This window comes from Stygiolobus sp. RP850M (assembly GCF_037389295.1).
Taxonomy (GTDB): Archaea; Thermoproteota; Thermoprotei_A; order Sulfolobales; family Sulfolobaceae; genus Stygiolobus.
In genome coordinates this window covers 69,117-83,534 of sequence record NZ_JBBHKU010000040.1, presented here as the reverse complement: position 1 = coordinate 83,534, position 14,418 = coordinate 69,117, and the positions used below count along the sequence as shown (strand labels likewise).

General features: G+C 39.7%; 23 protein-coding genes and 1 tRNA gene. 9 read left to right on the top strand and 15 right to left on the bottom strand.

The genetic code is table 11. The annotated features are described in order from the left end of the window. The first annotated feature begins 31 nt into the window (after positions 1–31). The 4 genes from WIW52_RS04495 (at position 32) to WIW52_RS04480 (ending at position 2,370) form a co-directional block, all read left to right on the top strand. Positions 32–181 carry a ribbon-helix-helix domain-containing protein gene (locus tag WIW52_RS04495; RefSeq protein ID WP_156007926.1) on the top strand — a complete coding sequence of 50 codons (150 nt, stop codon included), beginning with the start codon at positions 32–34 and terminating at the stop codon, positions 179–181. An 88-nt stretch (positions 182–269) separates the two neighbouring features. Continuing rightward, complete coding sequence (locus WIW52_RS04490; protein ID WP_337708880.1) at positions 270–1,043, top strand: tRNA (adenine-N1)-methyltransferase; 774 nt, start codon at positions 270–272, stop codon at positions 1,041–1,043. A gap of 16 nt (positions 1,044–1,059) precedes the next feature. Beyond that, on the top strand, positions 1,060–1,389 hold the full coding sequence (locus WIW52_RS04485) for a hypothetical protein (RefSeq protein ID WP_337708879.1): 330 nt from the start codon (positions 1,060–1,062) through the stop codon (positions 1,387–1,389). Then, a complete protein-coding gene (locus WIW52_RS04480) occupies positions 1,390–2,370 on the top strand; it encodes a V0D/AC39 family V-type ATPase subunit (RefSeq protein ID WP_337708877.1) in 981 nt (326 codons plus the stop codon). It abuts the gene before it with no gap. Here WIW52_RS04480 and WIW52_RS04475 read toward each other — a convergent pair. Then, positions 2,347–2,682, bottom strand: coding sequence for a hypothetical protein (locus WIW52_RS04475; protein ID WP_337708875.1), 336 nt, complete (start codon positions 2,680–2,682; stop codon positions 2,347–2,349). The genes WIW52_RS04480 and WIW52_RS04475 overlap by 24 nt on opposite strands. Positions 2,683–2,740: 58 nt before the next feature. On the opposite strand from WIW52_RS04475, the gene WIW52_RS04470 reads away from it, so the two are divergent. Then, complete coding sequence (locus WIW52_RS04470; RefSeq protein WP_337708874.1) at positions 2,741–3,709, top strand: aldo/keto reductase; 969 nt, start codon at positions 2,741–2,743, stop codon at positions 3,707–3,709. Between the two features lie 8 nt (positions 3,710–3,717). On the opposite strand, the gene WIW52_RS04465 is transcribed toward WIW52_RS04470, so the two are convergent. From WIW52_RS04465 to WIW52_RS04440, 6 genes are read right to left on the bottom strand one after another with little or no spacing between them, the layout of a single operon-like run. After that, positions 3,718–4,314, bottom strand: a complete 597-nt coding sequence (locus WIW52_RS04465) for an XTP/dITP diphosphatase (protein WP_337700591.1) — start codon at positions 4,312–4,314, stop codon at positions 3,718–3,720. Beyond that, positions 4,283–4,939 carry a Kae1-associated kinase Bud32 gene (locus tag WIW52_RS04460; RefSeq protein ID WP_337708873.1) on the bottom strand — a complete coding sequence of 219 codons (657 nt, stop codon included), beginning with the start codon at positions 4,937–4,939 and terminating at the stop codon, positions 4,283–4,285. Before WIW52_RS04460 ends, WIW52_RS04465 begins: the two co-directional genes overlap by 32 nt. Beyond that, a complete protein-coding gene (gene kae1 / locus WIW52_RS04455) occupies positions 4,927–5,928 on the bottom strand; it encodes a KEOPS complex N(6)-L-threonylcarbamoyladenine synthase Kae1 (protein WP_337708871.1) in 1,002 nt (333 codons plus the stop codon). Before kae1 ends, WIW52_RS04460 begins: the two co-directional genes overlap by 13 nt. Continuing rightward, positions 5,925–6,119, bottom strand: a complete 195-nt coding sequence (locus WIW52_RS04450) for a 30S ribosomal protein S27ae (RefSeq protein ID WP_337700585.1) — start codon at positions 6,117–6,119, stop codon at positions 5,925–5,927. Before WIW52_RS04450 ends, kae1 begins: the two co-directional genes overlap by 4 nt. Continuing rightward, positions 6,100–6,456, bottom strand: coding sequence for a 30S ribosomal protein S24e (locus WIW52_RS04445; protein WP_337708869.1), 357 nt, complete (start codon positions 6,454–6,456; stop codon positions 6,100–6,102). Before WIW52_RS04445 ends, WIW52_RS04450 begins: the two co-directional genes overlap by 20 nt. Before the next feature lie 26 nt (positions 6,457–6,482). After that, entirely contained in the window at positions 6,483–7,283 is an 801-nt protein-coding gene (locus tag WIW52_RS04440) for a sulfide-dependent adenosine diphosphate thiazole synthase (RefSeq protein ID WP_337708867.1), read from the bottom strand. Between the two features lie 108 nt (positions 7,284–7,391). On the opposite strand from WIW52_RS04440, the gene WIW52_RS04435 reads away from it, so the two are divergent. Together WIW52_RS04435 and WIW52_RS04430 are read left to right on the top strand one after the other, a co-directional pair. Next, positions 7,392–7,598: a TRASH domain-containing protein gene (locus tag WIW52_RS04435; RefSeq protein WP_337708864.1), complete on the top strand. Its 207-nt coding sequence runs from the start codon at positions 7,392–7,394 to the stop codon at positions 7,596–7,598. After that, positions 7,544–8,188, top strand: coding sequence for a UbiX family flavin prenyltransferase (locus WIW52_RS04430; protein WP_337708862.1), 645 nt, complete (start codon positions 7,544–7,546; stop codon positions 8,186–8,188). Before WIW52_RS04435 ends, WIW52_RS04430 begins: the two co-directional genes overlap by 55 nt. Here WIW52_RS04430 and WIW52_RS04425 read toward each other — a convergent pair. From WIW52_RS04425 to WIW52_RS04400, 6 genes are all read right to left on the bottom strand, one after another. Continuing rightward, positions 8,151–8,480, bottom strand: a complete 330-nt coding sequence (locus tag WIW52_RS04425; protein WP_337700785.1) for a hypothetical protein — start codon at positions 8,478–8,480, stop codon at positions 8,151–8,153. The genes WIW52_RS04430 and WIW52_RS04425 overlap by 38 nt on opposite strands. Before the next feature lie 105 nt (positions 8,481–8,585). After that, positions 8,586–9,146, bottom strand: coding sequence for a tRNA-intron lyase (gene endA, locus WIW52_RS04420; protein WP_337708861.1), 561 nt, complete (start codon positions 9,144–9,146; stop codon positions 8,586–8,588). Between the two features lie 4 nt (positions 9,147–9,150). After that, the gene (locus tag WIW52_RS04415) at positions 9,151–9,783 is read right to left on the bottom strand and encodes a DUF47 family protein (protein WP_337708860.1); all 633 of its coding nucleotides are present in this window, start codon (positions 9,781–9,783) and stop codon (positions 9,151–9,153) included. A 25-nt stretch (positions 9,784–9,808) separates the two neighbouring features. After that, positions 9,809–10,207 carry a hypothetical protein gene (locus tag WIW52_RS04410; RefSeq protein ID WP_337708858.1) on the bottom strand — a complete coding sequence of 133 codons (399 nt, stop codon included), beginning with the start codon at positions 10,205–10,207 and terminating at the stop codon, positions 9,809–9,811. Then, positions 10,204–10,569 carry a hypothetical protein gene (locus WIW52_RS04405; protein WP_337708856.1) on the bottom strand — a complete coding sequence of 122 codons (366 nt, stop codon included), beginning with the start codon at positions 10,567–10,569 and terminating at the stop codon, positions 10,204–10,206. Before WIW52_RS04405 ends, WIW52_RS04410 begins: the two co-directional genes overlap by 4 nt. Next, the gene (locus WIW52_RS04400; RefSeq protein ID WP_337708854.1) at positions 10,562–12,289 is read right to left on the bottom strand and encodes a glycine--tRNA ligase; all 1,728 of its coding nucleotides are present in this window, start codon (positions 12,287–12,289) and stop codon (positions 10,562–10,564) included. The genes WIW52_RS04405 and WIW52_RS04400 overlap by 8 nt, the downstream gene beginning before the upstream one ends. Before the next feature lie 39 nt (positions 12,290–12,328). Between WIW52_RS04400 and speB the strand changes: the two genes are divergently transcribed. Beyond that, positions 12,329–13,219 (top strand): agmatinase, encoded by an 891-nt coding sequence (gene speB, locus WIW52_RS04395; RefSeq protein WP_337708852.1) that lies wholly within the window; start codon positions 12,329–12,331, stop codon positions 13,217–13,219. Positions 13,220–13,602: 383 nt separating this feature from the next. On the opposite strand, the gene WIW52_RS04390 is transcribed toward speB, so the two are convergent. Next, positions 13,603–13,860, bottom strand: coding sequence for a hypothetical protein (locus WIW52_RS04390; protein ID WP_337708850.1), 258 nt, complete (start codon positions 13,858–13,860; stop codon positions 13,603–13,605). Between the two features lie 6 nt (positions 13,861–13,866). Beyond that, positions 13,867–14,037 carry a hypothetical protein gene (locus tag WIW52_RS04385; protein WP_337708848.1) on the bottom strand — a complete coding sequence of 57 codons (171 nt, stop codon included), beginning with the start codon at positions 14,035–14,037 and terminating at the stop codon, positions 13,867–13,869. Between the two features lie 282 nt (positions 14,038–14,319). Here WIW52_RS04385 and WIW52_RS04380 point away from each other — a divergent pair. Continuing rightward, positions 14,320–14,410, top strand: a tRNA-Glu gene (locus WIW52_RS04380). Positions 14,411–14,418: the final 8 nt, after the last annotated feature.

Here is a 14,418-nt window from a genome sequence, read left to right as displayed (position 1 = left end):
TATCTCAGAAAAACCATACTAATTGACCGTTATGAGAATAATAACTGTAAAACTACCCGAACAATTCTTAGAAGCAATAGACGAATTGGTCAATACTGGAAGATATACTTCTAGAAGTGAAGTAATAAGAGCAGCTTTAAATGACTTTATAAGAAAAGAATTGTGGATAGAAAACGGATGAACATATGATGAAAGCTGGTATTTTTGAAAGGATGAAATGCGACATCAGAGCTGATTTTTAAAACCTTACATTCTTTTCTTACTTTAACATGCCATTAAAAGAAGGTGATTCAGTAGTCATATGGGTTGACCCAAAAAGAGTGTTTCTAGTAAAGGTAGAGAAAGGAAAAAAATTCGGCTCAGATAAAGGTACCCTAGACTTGTCTACATTAATAGGAAAGGAATATGGTTCGACCGTTTCTCTCTCGACTGGTGTGCAAGCTTATTTGCTTAGGCCTACACCTTTAGACGCTTATAATGGGTTGAGAAGACCTTCACAAGTACTATACCCTAAGGATATATCTTACATGATTTATGTGTCTGGGATTAAAGAAGGGGATACTGTTATTGAAGCTGGCACTGGATCCGGTTTCCTGACGATTTCCTTAGCATATACGGTAGGAGAGAAAGGTAGAGTTATTACTTATGACATAAGAGAAGATATGCAGGAAACAGCTAGAAGGAACTTATCGTTTATGGGACTATTAGATAGAGTAACTTTCAAGCTCAAGGACATAAGGCAAGGAATAGATGAAAGAGATGTAGACGCTGTATTCCTCGATATGCCAGACCCTTGGAATACGATAGAATATGTCCACGAGATCCTTAAACCTTCCGGTTCAGTAGTAATCTTTGTCCCTACAGTTAATCAAATAGAGAAAACTGTGCTTAAAATCAGAGAATTTGACTTTGTAGATGTGCATGCTGAGGAATTAATCGTTAGAGAATATCAAGTGAAGGAGAACGCGACAAGACCCAAAAATATAGGTGTAGTTCACACTGGTTTCATTATAAGGGCAAGGAAATCAATAAAAGGGGGCTAATAAAATATTAAACGAAATGTCCTCAAAACTAGCCACTTACGCGAACCTCATAATAAAGTATGAAAACCAATTGAAAGACGTGGAAAAGAAGACTGTAGAGGACGGTAAGAAAATTGTTTTAATGGCGGACTCTCTCTCCTCACAGTTTAGAGATGTTGCGGAACAAGTTATATCACAGATTTTTAAAGAAATTGATCAAACTTATTCATCCCAAATTCAACAACTATCCAAGAAGTATACTGAAGAAAGGGAGAAAGAGATCGAAAAGATTAGAAAGCAAGCTGAGAAAAACGTTGAAAAAGCAGTGGAATTGGTAGTATCCAAATTATTGGAGGTATATAAGTAAATGAGCTTCGCGTACGCTACCGCATTAGCAAGAGTATATAAGAGCCAGATACTAAGTACAGGTACCGTAAATGAGTTATTAGAGTCAAGTAGCTGGAAGGAAGTTGCCAACATATTGAGAGAAAAGGGTATAATATCTGAAGTCCCGCAAACTATTACGGATTTCCAGACATATATGAAAAATAGAGCGCTACAGATTTTATCTACTGTAAGGAATTATACCTTATCCTCTAAAATCGCTTCGTCTATCGTAGATTTGTATAAATACGTCGTAGAGTTAGATGACATAGAAGCTATAGTATCTGCTGCATTATCTAAGACTCCTTCCTTTCGTGTCTATCTTTTGAAAGACCTGGCTGATATAAAGCCTCAATCCCTTGAAGACGTGTTATCTTCTCTAACTGGAATTGAGAGGGAAGCTTTGGAATTCGCCTTAGAAAAAGCCAGTAATAAGTCAGCTGCCGTAATTAACACTTATTTAGAGTATTTCTTTATCAGTAGATTATCGGCGATTGTAGATACGTTTAAAGGAGACTGGATCTCAAAAGCCAGAGAGATAATATGTGGTTACAAGGATTACTATTCATCTCTTATCGCGTATAAAATGCATGAACAAGTTCCAGATACATGTAAGATGAGCAAGGAAACTGTGAGGGACATAGCTAACTCCTCTTCTAAGGAAGAAGTTCTAGACATATTATCGAGGTCACCGTATGGTAAGGATATAACTGCAAATGATGTTTATTACTCGTTCGCTAAGTTTAAAAAGATAACTAGGGCTCAAGCTAGAAAAGCTTCTCTAAATGCCTTTATGGGTTCACCTTTCACACCGGTTACCGTTATGGGGTTAGCAGAACTGATCAGGTTGGATACGGAAGATATTATCACGATCGTTAACGGTTTAGCTTTAATTAGAAACGAAGAGAATAAGCAAAAGGTTGTTGAAGATATAAAGTCGCTACTTTCCTTTGAGCTCATCTAAGATTTTTTTGTCTATTATATATCCTCCGTCAGCATCTCTAATAATTGTATAATCAGGAATTTCTGGAGGGTCTGGCATATCTATAAACGGCTTCTCTTTACCCAGATATATCCATTTGAGCCTACCACCGAACTTTTCTAGTTTATACCAATACTTCCCTATGTAAACGTATTTTTTACCGTTTTTGTAGACTAAGTGATAAGGCTTTAAATACACTCCGTACTCCTTTATTTTACTGTTGTACTCATAAACTCGCAATTTTAATTTAGAAAGAACCTCATCAAACACTTTTTCTGGTACCTTTACTAACATTAATAGTCTATTCTTTTTTACTCTCAAAAATCATATCTACTTTTAGACGGGTATTAGTATGAAGCTAAGACGCGTTAATAATACGTTAGAAGTGTCTGAAATAGGATTAGGCTTATGGAGTATCGTTACGGACGAGTGGGGAAGTGATATAAACAAAGCGGAAGAACTTTTACGAAAGGCATATGATGTCGGCATAAATTTCTATGACACTGCTGACGTTTACGGAAAAGGGCTAGGTGAGAAAATAATAAGTAAAGTTTTAGGAACTAAGAGAGATAGAATAGTCATTTTAACAAAAATAGGACTTGATTTTTACCATAACACGAGACCCGTAGGGAATTACGACATTGAGTACTTGAAATTTGCGTTTGAACAGAGTTTAAAGAGGTTGAACACCGACTACGTGGATATACTCATGCTGCATAATCCCAAGGCTAATGTGATCAGGGATAAGAAGGTACTTAATTTCTTTCAGAGCTTAAAGAAAGAAGGGAAAGTAAGAGTTATAGGCGTTGCTCTGGGACCTACACTGGGATGGGGAGAGGAAGGAATAGATGCGATCCAAATGGGATATGAGTCTTTAGAGTACATATTTAATCTCATAGAGGTGATGCCAGGTATAGATTTCTTAAAATATAACATAGGTCATTTTGTAAGAGTCCCTCACGCCTCAGACGCGCTTAACGAGAATAAATGGCCGATAGAATACGATCATAAACTTCACAGACATTTTAAAGATATCAACTGGATTAATAGGGCGATAGAGAGATCTAAAGAATTAATACCTTTTGCAAACAAGAAGGGTATGAAGCTCTCTCAATTAGCTTTGAAGTTCATACTGTATAACAAGAGGGTATCGTCTGTAATCCCCAATATTACTAATGAAAGAGAGTTACTTGAGTTTGTTAAGGTCGAGGACTTACCAGATTTGACCGAAGAAGACTACAATTATTTAATCTCGTTCTACGAGAGGAATTTCAAAGAACTTAACAAGGAAAGTATTGAAGAGACTAAAAGGTATAAGTAATCCTTTGTTCAAGTTTTTCTTTCACTCAGGTAGTAATTTAGAAAGGACATGAAGGCTTTAGCCCTGTGGGAGTATTTGTTCTTCTCCTCAGTACTCATTTCGGCAAAAGTTCTTTCCTCGTTTTCCGGAATGAATATAGGATCGAAGCCGAAACCCTTTTCACCTTTAATCCTCTCACTTATCCTTCCGGTAACCACACCCGTGAACAGATTTATCTCTTTATCGCTAACGTAACACATGACAGTCTTAAAGTAAGCAGAACGATCCTCTACGCCGTTTAAAAGTTTCAATATACCCTCTAACCCTAATTTCCTCCTCACGTAATTCGTATAAGGTCCAGGGAAGCCGTTTAAAGCGTTTATGAACAGACCGCTATCCTCTACTATCAACGGTTTTCTTACCACTTGGTATATGGTAATTGCAGAGTATCTCACTATTTCCTCAAGATTATCCGCTTGTATCTCGAATTTCGGTATGTTTAACCACTCTATTTTGATCCCATGACTTTTTGCGACCTCAAATATCTCCCTGAACTTATTTTCGTTAGAAGTAACTAAAAGTATCTTATCATTACTATTTACTCCCCCTTCTTCTCTCTTCGACATATCTTCCCCTCATTCTGATTTCCTTAACCTTCTCTAAAATTTTATTAGCATCAACGAATTTCTTGTAACCTTCCAAGAACCCTTCAAACAACACCTTTTGATATTTATTATGTGTACTTTCAAGTGACCGTAAAAATACGTGAACATCTACAGCAAGGTCTTCTTCCCCCTCTGTCTTTTTAGCAAGTCCGAAATCTATAATGAACATCTCGTTCTCCTTAGTTAGGATCATGTTATTGGTAGTGGGATCACCATGAGCAATACCTAATTTATGGAGCCTTCCTAATATTTCTCCCATTTGTTTACCCACAAGTTTAAGGTTTTCCTCGCTACCACTATAAGACAGTAGATAGTCCTTTACAGTAACACCCTCAATATACTCCATAACAATTAAAAACTCGATAGGGTCTACTAGAAGGAGTGCAGGAACGTTCACACCATTTATAAGTGAGGTATAAATCAGCCTTGCTTCTAACTTAGTCCTATTACTGTTTATCTCATAGTCCAACTCGGGATTCCTGTAACTCTTTCTAATTCTCTTTTTAAAAATAGAATGTATCCCGGCGAAATATCCCTCGTAAATAACAGCTTCTGCCCCTCTTTTTATTTCCTTTAACCTCTCCATGGTATATCAACTTTGTCAATTCTCCACCTAGGCCTTACAATACTCTCCTCTACTGATACGGTTACATTACTCTTAGCCGCGAGTAATCCAGTATAAGCTATCATTGCTCCATTATCCCCTGAGTACTCGGGGGGTACTATTTTCACAGTAATCCCCCACTCTTCTTCAAGCCTCCTTAATTTCTCTCTTAAGCTAACGCTCGCCGCTACCCCTCCGACTATTAATACCTCTTTCTTTCCTGTTAACGCTATGGCTCTCTCCGTTGCTTCTAAGAGCATGTCAAAAGCGTTCTCTCTCAAACTAAAACAAACGTCTTCTAACTTATTCTCCTTCACAGCCTTTAGTGCTGCGGTTAACAACCCAGAATAAGACATGTCCTGCCCCTTTACAACATAAGGTAACTTAATGTACCTTTCGCTCTTCTCCGCGCAAATATCTATCTGATGAACTCCGTTAACTACGTAAGGAGGTGCCAGACCCACTTCCCTAACAAAAGCATCCATCATATTTCCCAAGGCTATATCAAGGGTTTCCCCGAATACTCTATATCTACCGTCTACAAACACAGTGATTATAGTATTACCTCCCGAAAGGTATAATATAAGGGGGTCTTCAGCTTTTGTAGTGAACCTACCTATTTCTATGTGTGCGATCCCGTGGTTTACTGGTACTAACTTTTTACCGAAAGCTAGGGCTAGAGCTCTCGCTACTGTAGCCCCTACCCTTAGTGCTGGTCCTATACCTGGTCCTAAAGCTACAGCAATATTATCAACGTCCTTTATACTCACTCCTGCTTTATCTAATGCCAATTTAACTATTTCAGGGGCTACTTCAGAGTGATGTTTACCGAGGTCAGAGGGCTTCATTCCACCTTCTTTCGGTACAAAAGTATCCTTTACGTTAGATAAAATCCTGATTCCGGACTGGTCTTCCTGAACTATTCCAACTCCAAAAGTGTGAGCTGTACTCTCAATCCCTAAAACGATCATCTCCCTTTACCTAAAAACTCAGTGTAACCACACTTTCCACAAGCCCACCTCTCTACGGGCTTCATATGATGTGCCATAATGCTTCCGCATCTAGGACATTTTTTATTCTTTAACTTAATTTTATCTCTTTCAATCACATAATAAGTTCTTACTATCGCCTTAGTCCCTTCATTACCCTTGCTTTGCGGCATTCTTACCACCTTTCTTTACTTTTTGCCCAGTATCCCTTCCTATTAAGTGTTTTGGCTCAACTTTCTCCAAATCTTCCTTGTTTTTATATATGTTAACTCTGACTAAACTGATACCTCCCCCATAAATTGTCTCCACGCTCTTCACCACTATTAGGTCTTCTTTTGCTCCATAGACAGCAGAGAGTGCTGATATTATTTCTTTTCTGGAAGGAGTTCCAGTACCTATGTGGAATATTTTTAAGGTCAACTCCCTTCTGTTAAAAACGTTATTTTGAATGTCTTTTTCTACTACCCCCTCAGCCTTCTCCGATACCTTAATCTTTAACTGCTGTGCCATTGGAGTAAAAATATAATAACAAGGCTTTAAGAGTTACGCAAGTCTCTTATTATATCTTCAGCGACCTTCCTTCCAGAGAGAACCATTGCCCCGAATATCGGACCCATTCTGGGTAGACCTTTAACTTCAGTCACTGCCATTCCGGTAGCATATAGTCCAGGGGCTACCATACCCGTGTTTTCTACAGTTAGCTTTTCAGCTACCTCACTGTAGGCTGACTTCTCACCAGGTATAGTAATCCCTAACTCAGGAATCTTTCGTGAGGCCACAGAGATCACCTCTGCATCGTGTCCAGTCGCATCAACTACAGCTTTTGCTGATATGAAAATCGGGTCTACGTGAAGGCCCGCCATCTGCGTGGCGGTCCATTCTACTGCAACTCCTGCAACCCTCAATGGGTTCTCCCTGAATATCACGTCATCTACGGTAATCCCATGAATTATCTTTGCCCCGGCTGAAATTGCCGATGCTGCTAATTTGGCCATAAACTCAGCAGTGTCTACTATGTATATCCCCTCTTCCACCTTGATCAGCTTGATACCCATTTCTCTTAGTATCTCATCTGCAGGACTCTCTATAACTATTTTATGGAATAACATCGCTCCTCCGCCTATACCCCCACCAAAACTCAGTCTTCTCTCGAATACTACCGTCTTAAGACCAGCCTTAGCCAAATAATAAGCTGCAGCCATTCCGGACGGTCCGGCTCCAACTATTACCACATCATTTTCTATAAGGTCTAACCAATCTTTCATAGTGTACTCGATTATGTATCTGCTTATCTTACTTTCCTCGACCGATTTGATCTGGATTGAATCAGATTGCACTGTTTCCCACTCTCACTTAATCTACTTATTAATTTACTTAAATACTATTATTATAAATCCTATAATTATAACAAACTTATTTAATATAGTCTTTCAGGAGATAAAATTATGCCAATGCAATTAGACGTTCATATTAACGCATTAAGGTGCAGTTGGTGCGGTAAGTTCATTCATGAAGAACCAATAACCGTAAAGACTTGCTGTAATAATAAACCTTGGGTTTTTTGTAGCAAACAATGTTATAACATGTGGGTGAGGGAATGGCTAAAGAGGCAAGAACAGAGGACTGGAGAAAGAAGAAAAATCTTATTATAACAGGTATTTCAGGAGCTAGTGGTACAATATACGCTATCCGCTTTCTGAAAGCCATTAAAGAGATGGGGTTTGACTCAGAGGTAATCGTCACGAAAGGTGCCGTAAAGGTCGCTGAGAAGGAGTGCGGTATTGATCTTATGTCAGAGATCGAGAAATTTTCATTCTCAGTTTATTTAGAAGAGCAGATTGAGGCTCCGCCATCCAGTTCAAGTCATACGGTAAAGGCTATTGGGATGGCAATAATCCCGTGCAGTATAAGGACTTTAGCCGAGATCGCTTCCGGTATTGCCTCAAACCTTTTAGTTAGGACTGCCTTAAACTTCCTCAGAACCAGAGGTAGGTTAGTTCTATTGGTGAGGGAAACACCACTAGGGGTAATTGAGCTTGAAAATGCTCTCAAAGTAGCTCAAGCCGGTGGTATTATTTTACCGGCTTCACCGGGTTTTTACCACCATCCTAAAAATATTCAAGATGTAATTGACTTTGTAGTAGGGAAAGTCCTCGATATGTTAGGGATAGAGAACGAGTTATATACTCATTGGGATGAAAAGTCTACAACAAGTCAAGGTCTTTGCGACCATACTTCTTAGATAGAAGCTCTTTCACTTTATTGTCGTACTCATCCCTTTTCAACTCTTTCTCCATATCCTCAGTATCCCCGTTCTTCTTGTTAACCGCAAACGCGCACTTGTTCCCAGGTAGTAAAGCCCTCTTCTCACAATACGCATACTGACATTCTCCAGTGATACATACATCCCCTACCCACATACAGTAGCCGATTTTTTGAGGTGTTCCTTTTATGTACTTCTTCTGTATGCTCAGAGCCTTTTTATTACACCTGAAGAAGGGGCATAAGTAATTACATTTATCGCCTAGTGGCATCGGTTTAGGTTCGTCGAGATTAAAGTCTTGTTTGCCACGTCTTAGTTCCCTTCCGCTCAAACCGTGAATCACCCAATTTTTTAACGGTAGATATTTAAATTAGAATTAGATTTTCAGCCATTTAAATATTATGTACCTAATATTCCTCGTGACGGGATTTACAATACCCAGTATAAGTTCTTTCCTAGTGCTGTGAGATACCCTACCGAAGCCTAATATCTCATTCGGTGAGATCTCCTCGTCTTCTCTGAGAGTTATGATCAAGTAAGGAGCATGTTCGATTCCCGGTCCTATATTATAAACTGCGAAGTCCGCCCCATACTTTATACCTGATCTAACCACGTAATTTTTGTCCCTCAGATCCTCATAAACGGTGTAAAGAATATTGAACCGAGGTAGTAAAGTAGTTCCCAAATTGTATAACTCGTCGTAAGTAAAGTTCTTTTCAGCACCGTCAACGTTTGTGTAAACGCTTATTAAACCTTTCTTTAAAAGATAGGTAGCTTCTATTATCGACAGAATCAAGGGACTTTTTATATCTTCAGGACTTTTAGGCTTAGATATATCTAACGGTTTGCCGTAATAACCCATCCTATAAACTTCTCTAGCTTCTTCCACATTCTCGATAATGACTTTATCTTTCACCAATCTTCCTTTGGGCGACATATTTTTACTCCCTTAAAAAGCTCAAGTACATTATATCATTAGCTGCGTCCCTGAGCAAATCCGCGCAATCCTCGAGTCTGTCTGCTACGTCCTTACTTAACATTAAAAACGCCATATCTCCGTTTTGTTTTTCAAATAGTTTCAGCTCAAAATTCCTATAAAGGTCATCGATCTCTTCCTCTATTTTTATTACATTCCTAGCCTTTTCCGAGGACTTCTTAGCATTAACAGATAGTAATCTAACGGACTCTATAAGGTTCGTAGTAGCTGCAATTAGTTTTTCAACCATCGATATTGATAAGTTCAATAAGATATGGTCTTGGCTCTTTATTCTGCTGATTAGCACACCGAATCTGTATGATGCTGCACCTATATTTTGTGAGACTTTTTCGAGTTGCATTATAATATCTAAATACAAATTACTGTAAAGCAAACCCTCGCTTACTTTGAGCACATACTCTCCTATTTTATATCTTAAATCCTCTACTGAAGACTTTATACCGTCTATCTTAGAATAGGCTTGCATGTGGTTCACATTACTTTCTGTAAATTGCTGGTATAGTATCCTAAGTTGGTCTAATATCGAGTTAGTCATGCTTTGTATCTGTTCTTCAATGTTAAGTTCAGGAACACCCATTGCTATGATAGAGGTGTTGTCATGGTTAATAAACGAATTTCAAAATTAATGAACGTATTTTAGATACAATTTCTAGGTCTCTATTTATTTCTTCAGCTAGATTCGTTTCTTTTTCTTTAGCTTTTATCAAAGCTTTTTCATCGTCATTAAGCCCGACTATGTAGAAATAGTTTAAGAGCCCTAATGCTTCCTCCTTCATTTTGTTATTCGTCACGTTATTGACGTGGTTAACTATAACCTGAATTCCGTTAAGCAATTGCCTCCTATTCCTCCTCAGCCTCCTTAATAATTTCTCCAACTTCTCTTGTTCGATTTCTGGGAACGTCAAGTAATTCTCAAGCTCCTCTAAGGTGAGATGGTACTCCTCTACTACTTGCTCGAAATGAAGTAAAACCCTTCCTATTTCGATTTCGCTCTCATTCATTGAACCGCCCTAACGCTCACTGTACTATTATCTTCTAAGCCCAGCTTCAGCATATCCTCTGCGTTACCCCAGATCTCGTTGTCAGGTAACCCGTCCTGAATAATAACCTTAAATTTGCTTCTCCTACCTTTTACCGAAACTTCAGCCTCATCCTTAATGTTCAGCTCTTTAGCCAGTTTAGCAGACATCAGTATTAATCCTTGGTCTATATCAGCCCTCTTCTTCATTTTAACTCTCTTTTCCTTAATTTGTTTAGTATTTTTCTTTAGGGCTGACGCAGGAGGTATAATACTAACTAATGACTTTACGTCTACCTTTTTCTCTTCCTCCTGCTCAGCCTTATCTGGTTGCTCCTTACTCATTATTATCAACTACTCTTCCTAACTTATTAAACTCTTCACCTTTGAACAGTTTTTCTATTACCTCATCAAGCCTTTCAATCTCAACCCTTATTTGATTCCACGTGTCTCTATCCCTTATAGTTACCGTATTATCAAGTAATGTAGTAGGGTCTACAGTAATAGAGTAAGGTACTCCGATCTCATCCACTCTAGCATACCTTTTCCCTATACTCCCTACATCGTCGTAGATAACATCATACTTTTCTTGTAAATGATTATAGATCTCTTTAGCCTTCTTAATTAACTCGTCCCTTTCAAGTAATGGGAACACAGCGAGGTCGTATGGGGCGAGCTGCTTTGGTAATGACAAGACAATCCTACCCTCTTTTTCCTTATATGCGTTAAGTACTGTTAAGTATAAACACCTCTCGACTCCGAAAGACGGTTCCACTACGTGCGGAATAAAGTGGGCTCCACTAACCTTTTCTTCTCTCTCAAGAACCTTAACGTATTTCGATATCTCTCTGTCATTAACTTTCACCCCTTTATTAATCATTTCCTCGATTTCCTCCGGCGACTTACCGTTTATGAACTGCATAAAAGTCTTTACGAACTCCTTCCCTTCCTTGTTAAGTTCGTCCCTATTAATTACTGCGGTCTTCTTCTTTACTATTTTGGGCGTATCATATTTTTTGAACACCGTCAAGTCTTGCCCGCTAAACTTCATATGCCTCGATAAGTCGTAATCAGATCTATAAGCATGCCCCGAAATCTCTACCTTTTCTTCCCCTATCAGAACCATTTGATCGAAGGTCTGCTTCGAATAGTGAGCCCTCTCATGAGGCAGTTTCTCTTCAAAATACGTAGAAGATTGGGGTATACCGAGGGCGGAGACGAACTTAGTAGCTACTCCCATCCAATACGCCATCCACGGGTTTAGTATTACCTTCTCTTCCACAGCCTCACGAAGTTTATATTGCACGGGCTTCTCTCCTTTAACCTTTTCCTCTCCCCTGAGGATGTTGACACTAAGATCTCCTACCTTATCTAGGGGAACTTCACCGGGCGACTCAGGGTCAAAGAAGAACTCCACTTCCATTATGGTAAACTCCCTCATCCTTATCAGACCTTGTCTCGGCGAGATCTCATTCCTCCCTACTCTACCCACTTGTGCGATCCCCAAGGGAAGCCTCTGCCTAAAGGACTCATAAACCCTCTTAAAGGAGGTGAACATGCCTTGTGCCGTCTCAGGTCTTATAAACCCCTTATTTCCGGTGTAAGGTCCTATGTTAGTTTCGAATAAGAGGTTAAACAGCCTAACCTCACCTAACTCTCCACCGCACTTAGGGCACTTTACCCCTTTCTCCCTGATTATCTTGTCCAGTTCAGACGGCTTTAACCCCTCTACATTCACCTTAGCCATCTCCTCTATTAGGTGGTCGGCTCTGTAAACGTTATGGCACTTGGTACACTCAACGATAGGGTCGGTAAAGTTTTCCACATGACCGCTTGCCTCTAACACTTTATAAGGAGTCACTAAGGGAGTCTCTATCTCGACCACGAATTCGGCGTTATCTTTTATGAAATACTTTCTCCACAACTCAACAATCCTGTTTTTAATCCTAGTACCTATAGGACCAATGTCATAAAGACCGGCTACTCCTCCATAGATCTCGTAAGAAGACCAAAATATCCCCCTTCTCCTAGCCAGTTCCATTACCTTAGTTTGTAGATCACTCATACGAGATAAGCATATAAACGGGATAAAAAACTTCTACTCATGGCTGACAGCAGACTATTATTTCTCAACGAGAACAGCAGAACCTTTGCGGGGTTTAACAGACCCGCATCTCCCTTTGTGATCGTAGGGCTTCCCATAGACACCACCAGTAGCTTCCGACCCGGCTCTAGGTTTGCACCATCAGTGATAAGAGACACAGCACAGTACATAGAGTTCTACTCCATAAGGAGCGGAGTCGACATGGGAGAGATAGGATTTAACGACGTAGGGGACGTAATACTCCACCCCTCAAATAATGAAGAGAACGTGAGGAGAATAGGTGAAGTAGTCTCCTACTTTGCTGAAAAAGGGAAAGTAGTCGTAGGTATAGGAGGAGAGCACACCGTAACAATAGGTACTACTAGGGGGATAAGACCCGATTGCTTGGTAAGTGTTGACGCTCACTTGGACTTAAGGGACGACTACTTGGGGTATAAGTATGACCACGCGTGCGTGATGAGGAGGATCTCCGAGGACGGGGTAAAAATAATAGAGATAGGGACTAGGGCTGTGTCAAGGGAAGAGATCGAATACGCTAACGAAAGGGGGATAAGTTACTTCACACCTAAGCAAGTAAAGCTGTTAGGAGTTAGAGAAGTTGCACAAAAAATAGTAACGACTCTCAAGGAGTGTAATAAAGTGTATATTACGTATGACATGGACGGGATCGATCCCTCCTACGCCCCGGGAGTCGCCACACCGGAGCCGGAAGGATTAGACCCTACCACAGTGTTAGACATAATGTCCTTAGTAATCGATAAGAGGGTCGTAGGCTTTGACGTTGTAGAAGTATCGCCTCCTTTTGACCCCTCCGGGATTACCTCAGTATTAGCAGCGAAGTTGATTTTGGAAACGGCAGCAATGGTGTGGAAAGCCAGACAGCAATCTTAATCTCAAGAAACTTTTTACGTAAACATTGTTCATGATCAGCTGAACTGGTATATTCATGCCTAGAATGTTGAGTAAGAGTCTTTCCGAGATATTACTTCGCGTTCATTCTCTAGTCATTACGCTAGCTTGTCACAATAACGTCATTACGAAATCTTAGACTTATGCGAAATTCTAGGTTAGTAGCACCATGAGTACACATTTTCAGTCTCTTGACACGACTTCACTTCATCGAGCAATCGTCGATACTTAATTATTATTACATCCACACGATACAAGCCACGAGCTTCAAATCTCTACGATTATATGTTTTTGTCTCCTAATCCTCCTTATTTCTTCCACTAAACGCCTTAATAGTTCAAAACACTTTACTGCTACCTCTTCACCTAAACTTTCACGGCCATAGTCCGCGTTCTTCCTTCTTTCATAAAATAGAACATGTCTTTCGATAGCTCGTCCATATCCATATACTTTAAAATATTAATCAACTTGTCATCCCTTCTGGGTATCATAGTCCTAAGCCTATCAGTCAATTTCTCGACTTCCATCCTTACCGTAAAGTAATAGGCTGAAATGTCTTTATTATAACAACCAGCCTCTATGTCATTTTTTGCCTCTTCTAAGAGGCCATCGACCTTCTCCATTTTCGATTACACGTAAAAGTTTATCGGGCAGTCGTACTTTGAGTTTACGTTCAGTGCGGTCTCTATGACGTTCATTATGGCATTGTCTGTCTTGTCTTTAACTACGACGAGGATATTACTATCATAAACACTCTCGTCCTCACCTAAGCCTATCATCATTACGAGGTTATTTCCCAACCTCTCTCAGCAACCCGGTGAATTCGAACAGAGCTAAATCCCATTTTCGTGTAAAATTTAGTGAATACATTATGTTAAGATATACCATTAGCTATATAATAAGCTATACAACATTGCATGTGACTTTTCCGCTCTATTCTACAACAGATCCATTCACAGCTTGGTTTAACGTCCTTAGAAGGGATTTAACACGCCTGGCTCAACCTCTGGAAAGCATTAGCAAATAACTGAATTGCTCCTCCTTACGTAAATCTTTTAAGGTCGTTAATATAAGATATTAATGCCGCGGTAGTATAGCCCGGTCAAGCTCTACGCGCCGACAGTATGCAGGCCTCTCAAGCCTGTGGCCCGGGTTCAAATCCCGGCCGCGGCACTGTGGGG

Excerpts from the sequence above, each read along its gene's own strand:
- endA (WP_337708861.1), bottom strand. The coding sequence starts at position 9,146 with ATGTCGCCCAAAGGAAGATTGGTGAAAGATAAAGTCATTATCGAGAAT.
- WIW52_RS04425 (WP_337700785.1), bottom strand. The coding sequence starts at position 8,480 with ATGCCACTAGGCGATAAATGTAATTACTTATGCCCCTTCTTCAGGTGT.
- WIW52_RS04465 (WP_337700591.1), bottom strand. The coding sequence starts at position 4,314 with ATGTCGAAGAGAGAAGAAGGGGGAGTAAATAGTAATGATAAGATACTT.
- WIW52_RS04470 (WP_337708874.1), top strand. The coding sequence starts at position 2,741 with ATGAAGCTAAGACGCGTTAATAATACGTTAGAAGTGTCTGAAATAGGA.
- WIW52_RS04490 (WP_337708880.1), top strand. The coding sequence starts at position 270 with ATGCCATTAAAAGAAGGTGATTCAGTAGTCATATGGGTTGACCCAAAA.
- WIW52_RS04435 (WP_337708864.1), top strand. The coding sequence starts at position 7,392 with ATGCCAATGCAATTAGACGTTCATATTAACGCATTAAGGTGCAGTTGG.
- kae1 (WP_337708871.1), bottom strand. The coding sequence starts at position 5,928 with ATGATCGTTTTAGGGATTGAGAGTACAGCTCACACTTTTGGAGTTGGA.
- WIW52_RS04415 (WP_337708860.1), bottom strand. The coding sequence starts at position 9,783 with ATGGGTGTTCCTGAACTTAACATTGAAGAACAGATACAAAGCATGACT.
- speB (WP_337708852.1), top strand. The coding sequence starts at position 12,329 with ATGGCTGACAGCAGACTATTATTTCTCAACGAGAACAGCAGAACCTTT.
- WIW52_RS04485 (WP_337708879.1), top strand. The coding sequence starts at position 1,060 with ATGTCCTCAAAACTAGCCACTTACGCGAACCTCATAATAAAGTATGAA.
- WIW52_RS04445 (WP_337708869.1), bottom strand. The coding sequence starts at position 6,456 with ATGGCACAGCAGTTAAAGATTAAGGTATCGGAGAAGGCTGAGGGGGTA.
- WIW52_RS04400 (WP_337708854.1), bottom strand. The coding sequence starts at position 12,289 with ATGAGTGATCTACAAACTAAGGTAATGGAACTGGCTAGGAGAAGGGGG.
- WIW52_RS04405 (WP_337708856.1), bottom strand. The coding sequence starts at position 10,569 with ATGAGTAAGGAGCAACCAGATAAGGCTGAGCAGGAGGAAGAGAAAAAG.
- WIW52_RS04430 (WP_337708862.1), top strand. The coding sequence starts at position 7,544 with ATGGCTAAAGAGGCAAGAACAGAGGACTGGAGAAAGAAGAAAAATCTT.
- WIW52_RS04410 (WP_337708858.1), bottom strand. The coding sequence starts at position 10,207 with ATGAATGAGAGCGAAATCGAAATAGGAAGGGTTTTACTTCATTTCGAG.
- WIW52_RS04390 (WP_337708850.1), bottom strand. The coding sequence starts at position 13,860 with ATGGAGAAGGTCGATGGCCTCTTAGAAGAGGCAAAAAATGACATAGAG.
- WIW52_RS04475 (WP_337708875.1), bottom strand. The coding sequence starts at position 2,682 with ATGTTAGTAAAGGTACCAGAAAAAGTGTTTGATGAGGTTCTTTCTAAA.
- WIW52_RS04480 (WP_337708877.1), top strand. The coding sequence starts at position 1,390 with ATGAGCTTCGCGTACGCTACCGCATTAGCAAGAGTATATAAGAGCCAG.
- WIW52_RS04495 (WP_156007926.1), top strand. The coding sequence starts at position 32 with ATGAGAATAATAACTGTAAAACTACCCGAACAATTCTTAGAAGCAATA.
- WIW52_RS04450 (WP_337700585.1), bottom strand. The coding sequence starts at position 6,119 with ATGCCGCAAAGCAAGGGTAATGAAGGGACTAAGGCGATAGTAAGAACT.
- WIW52_RS04460 (WP_337708873.1), bottom strand. The coding sequence starts at position 4,939 with ATGGAGAGGTTAAAGGAAATAAAAAGAGGGGCAGAAGCTGTTATTTAC.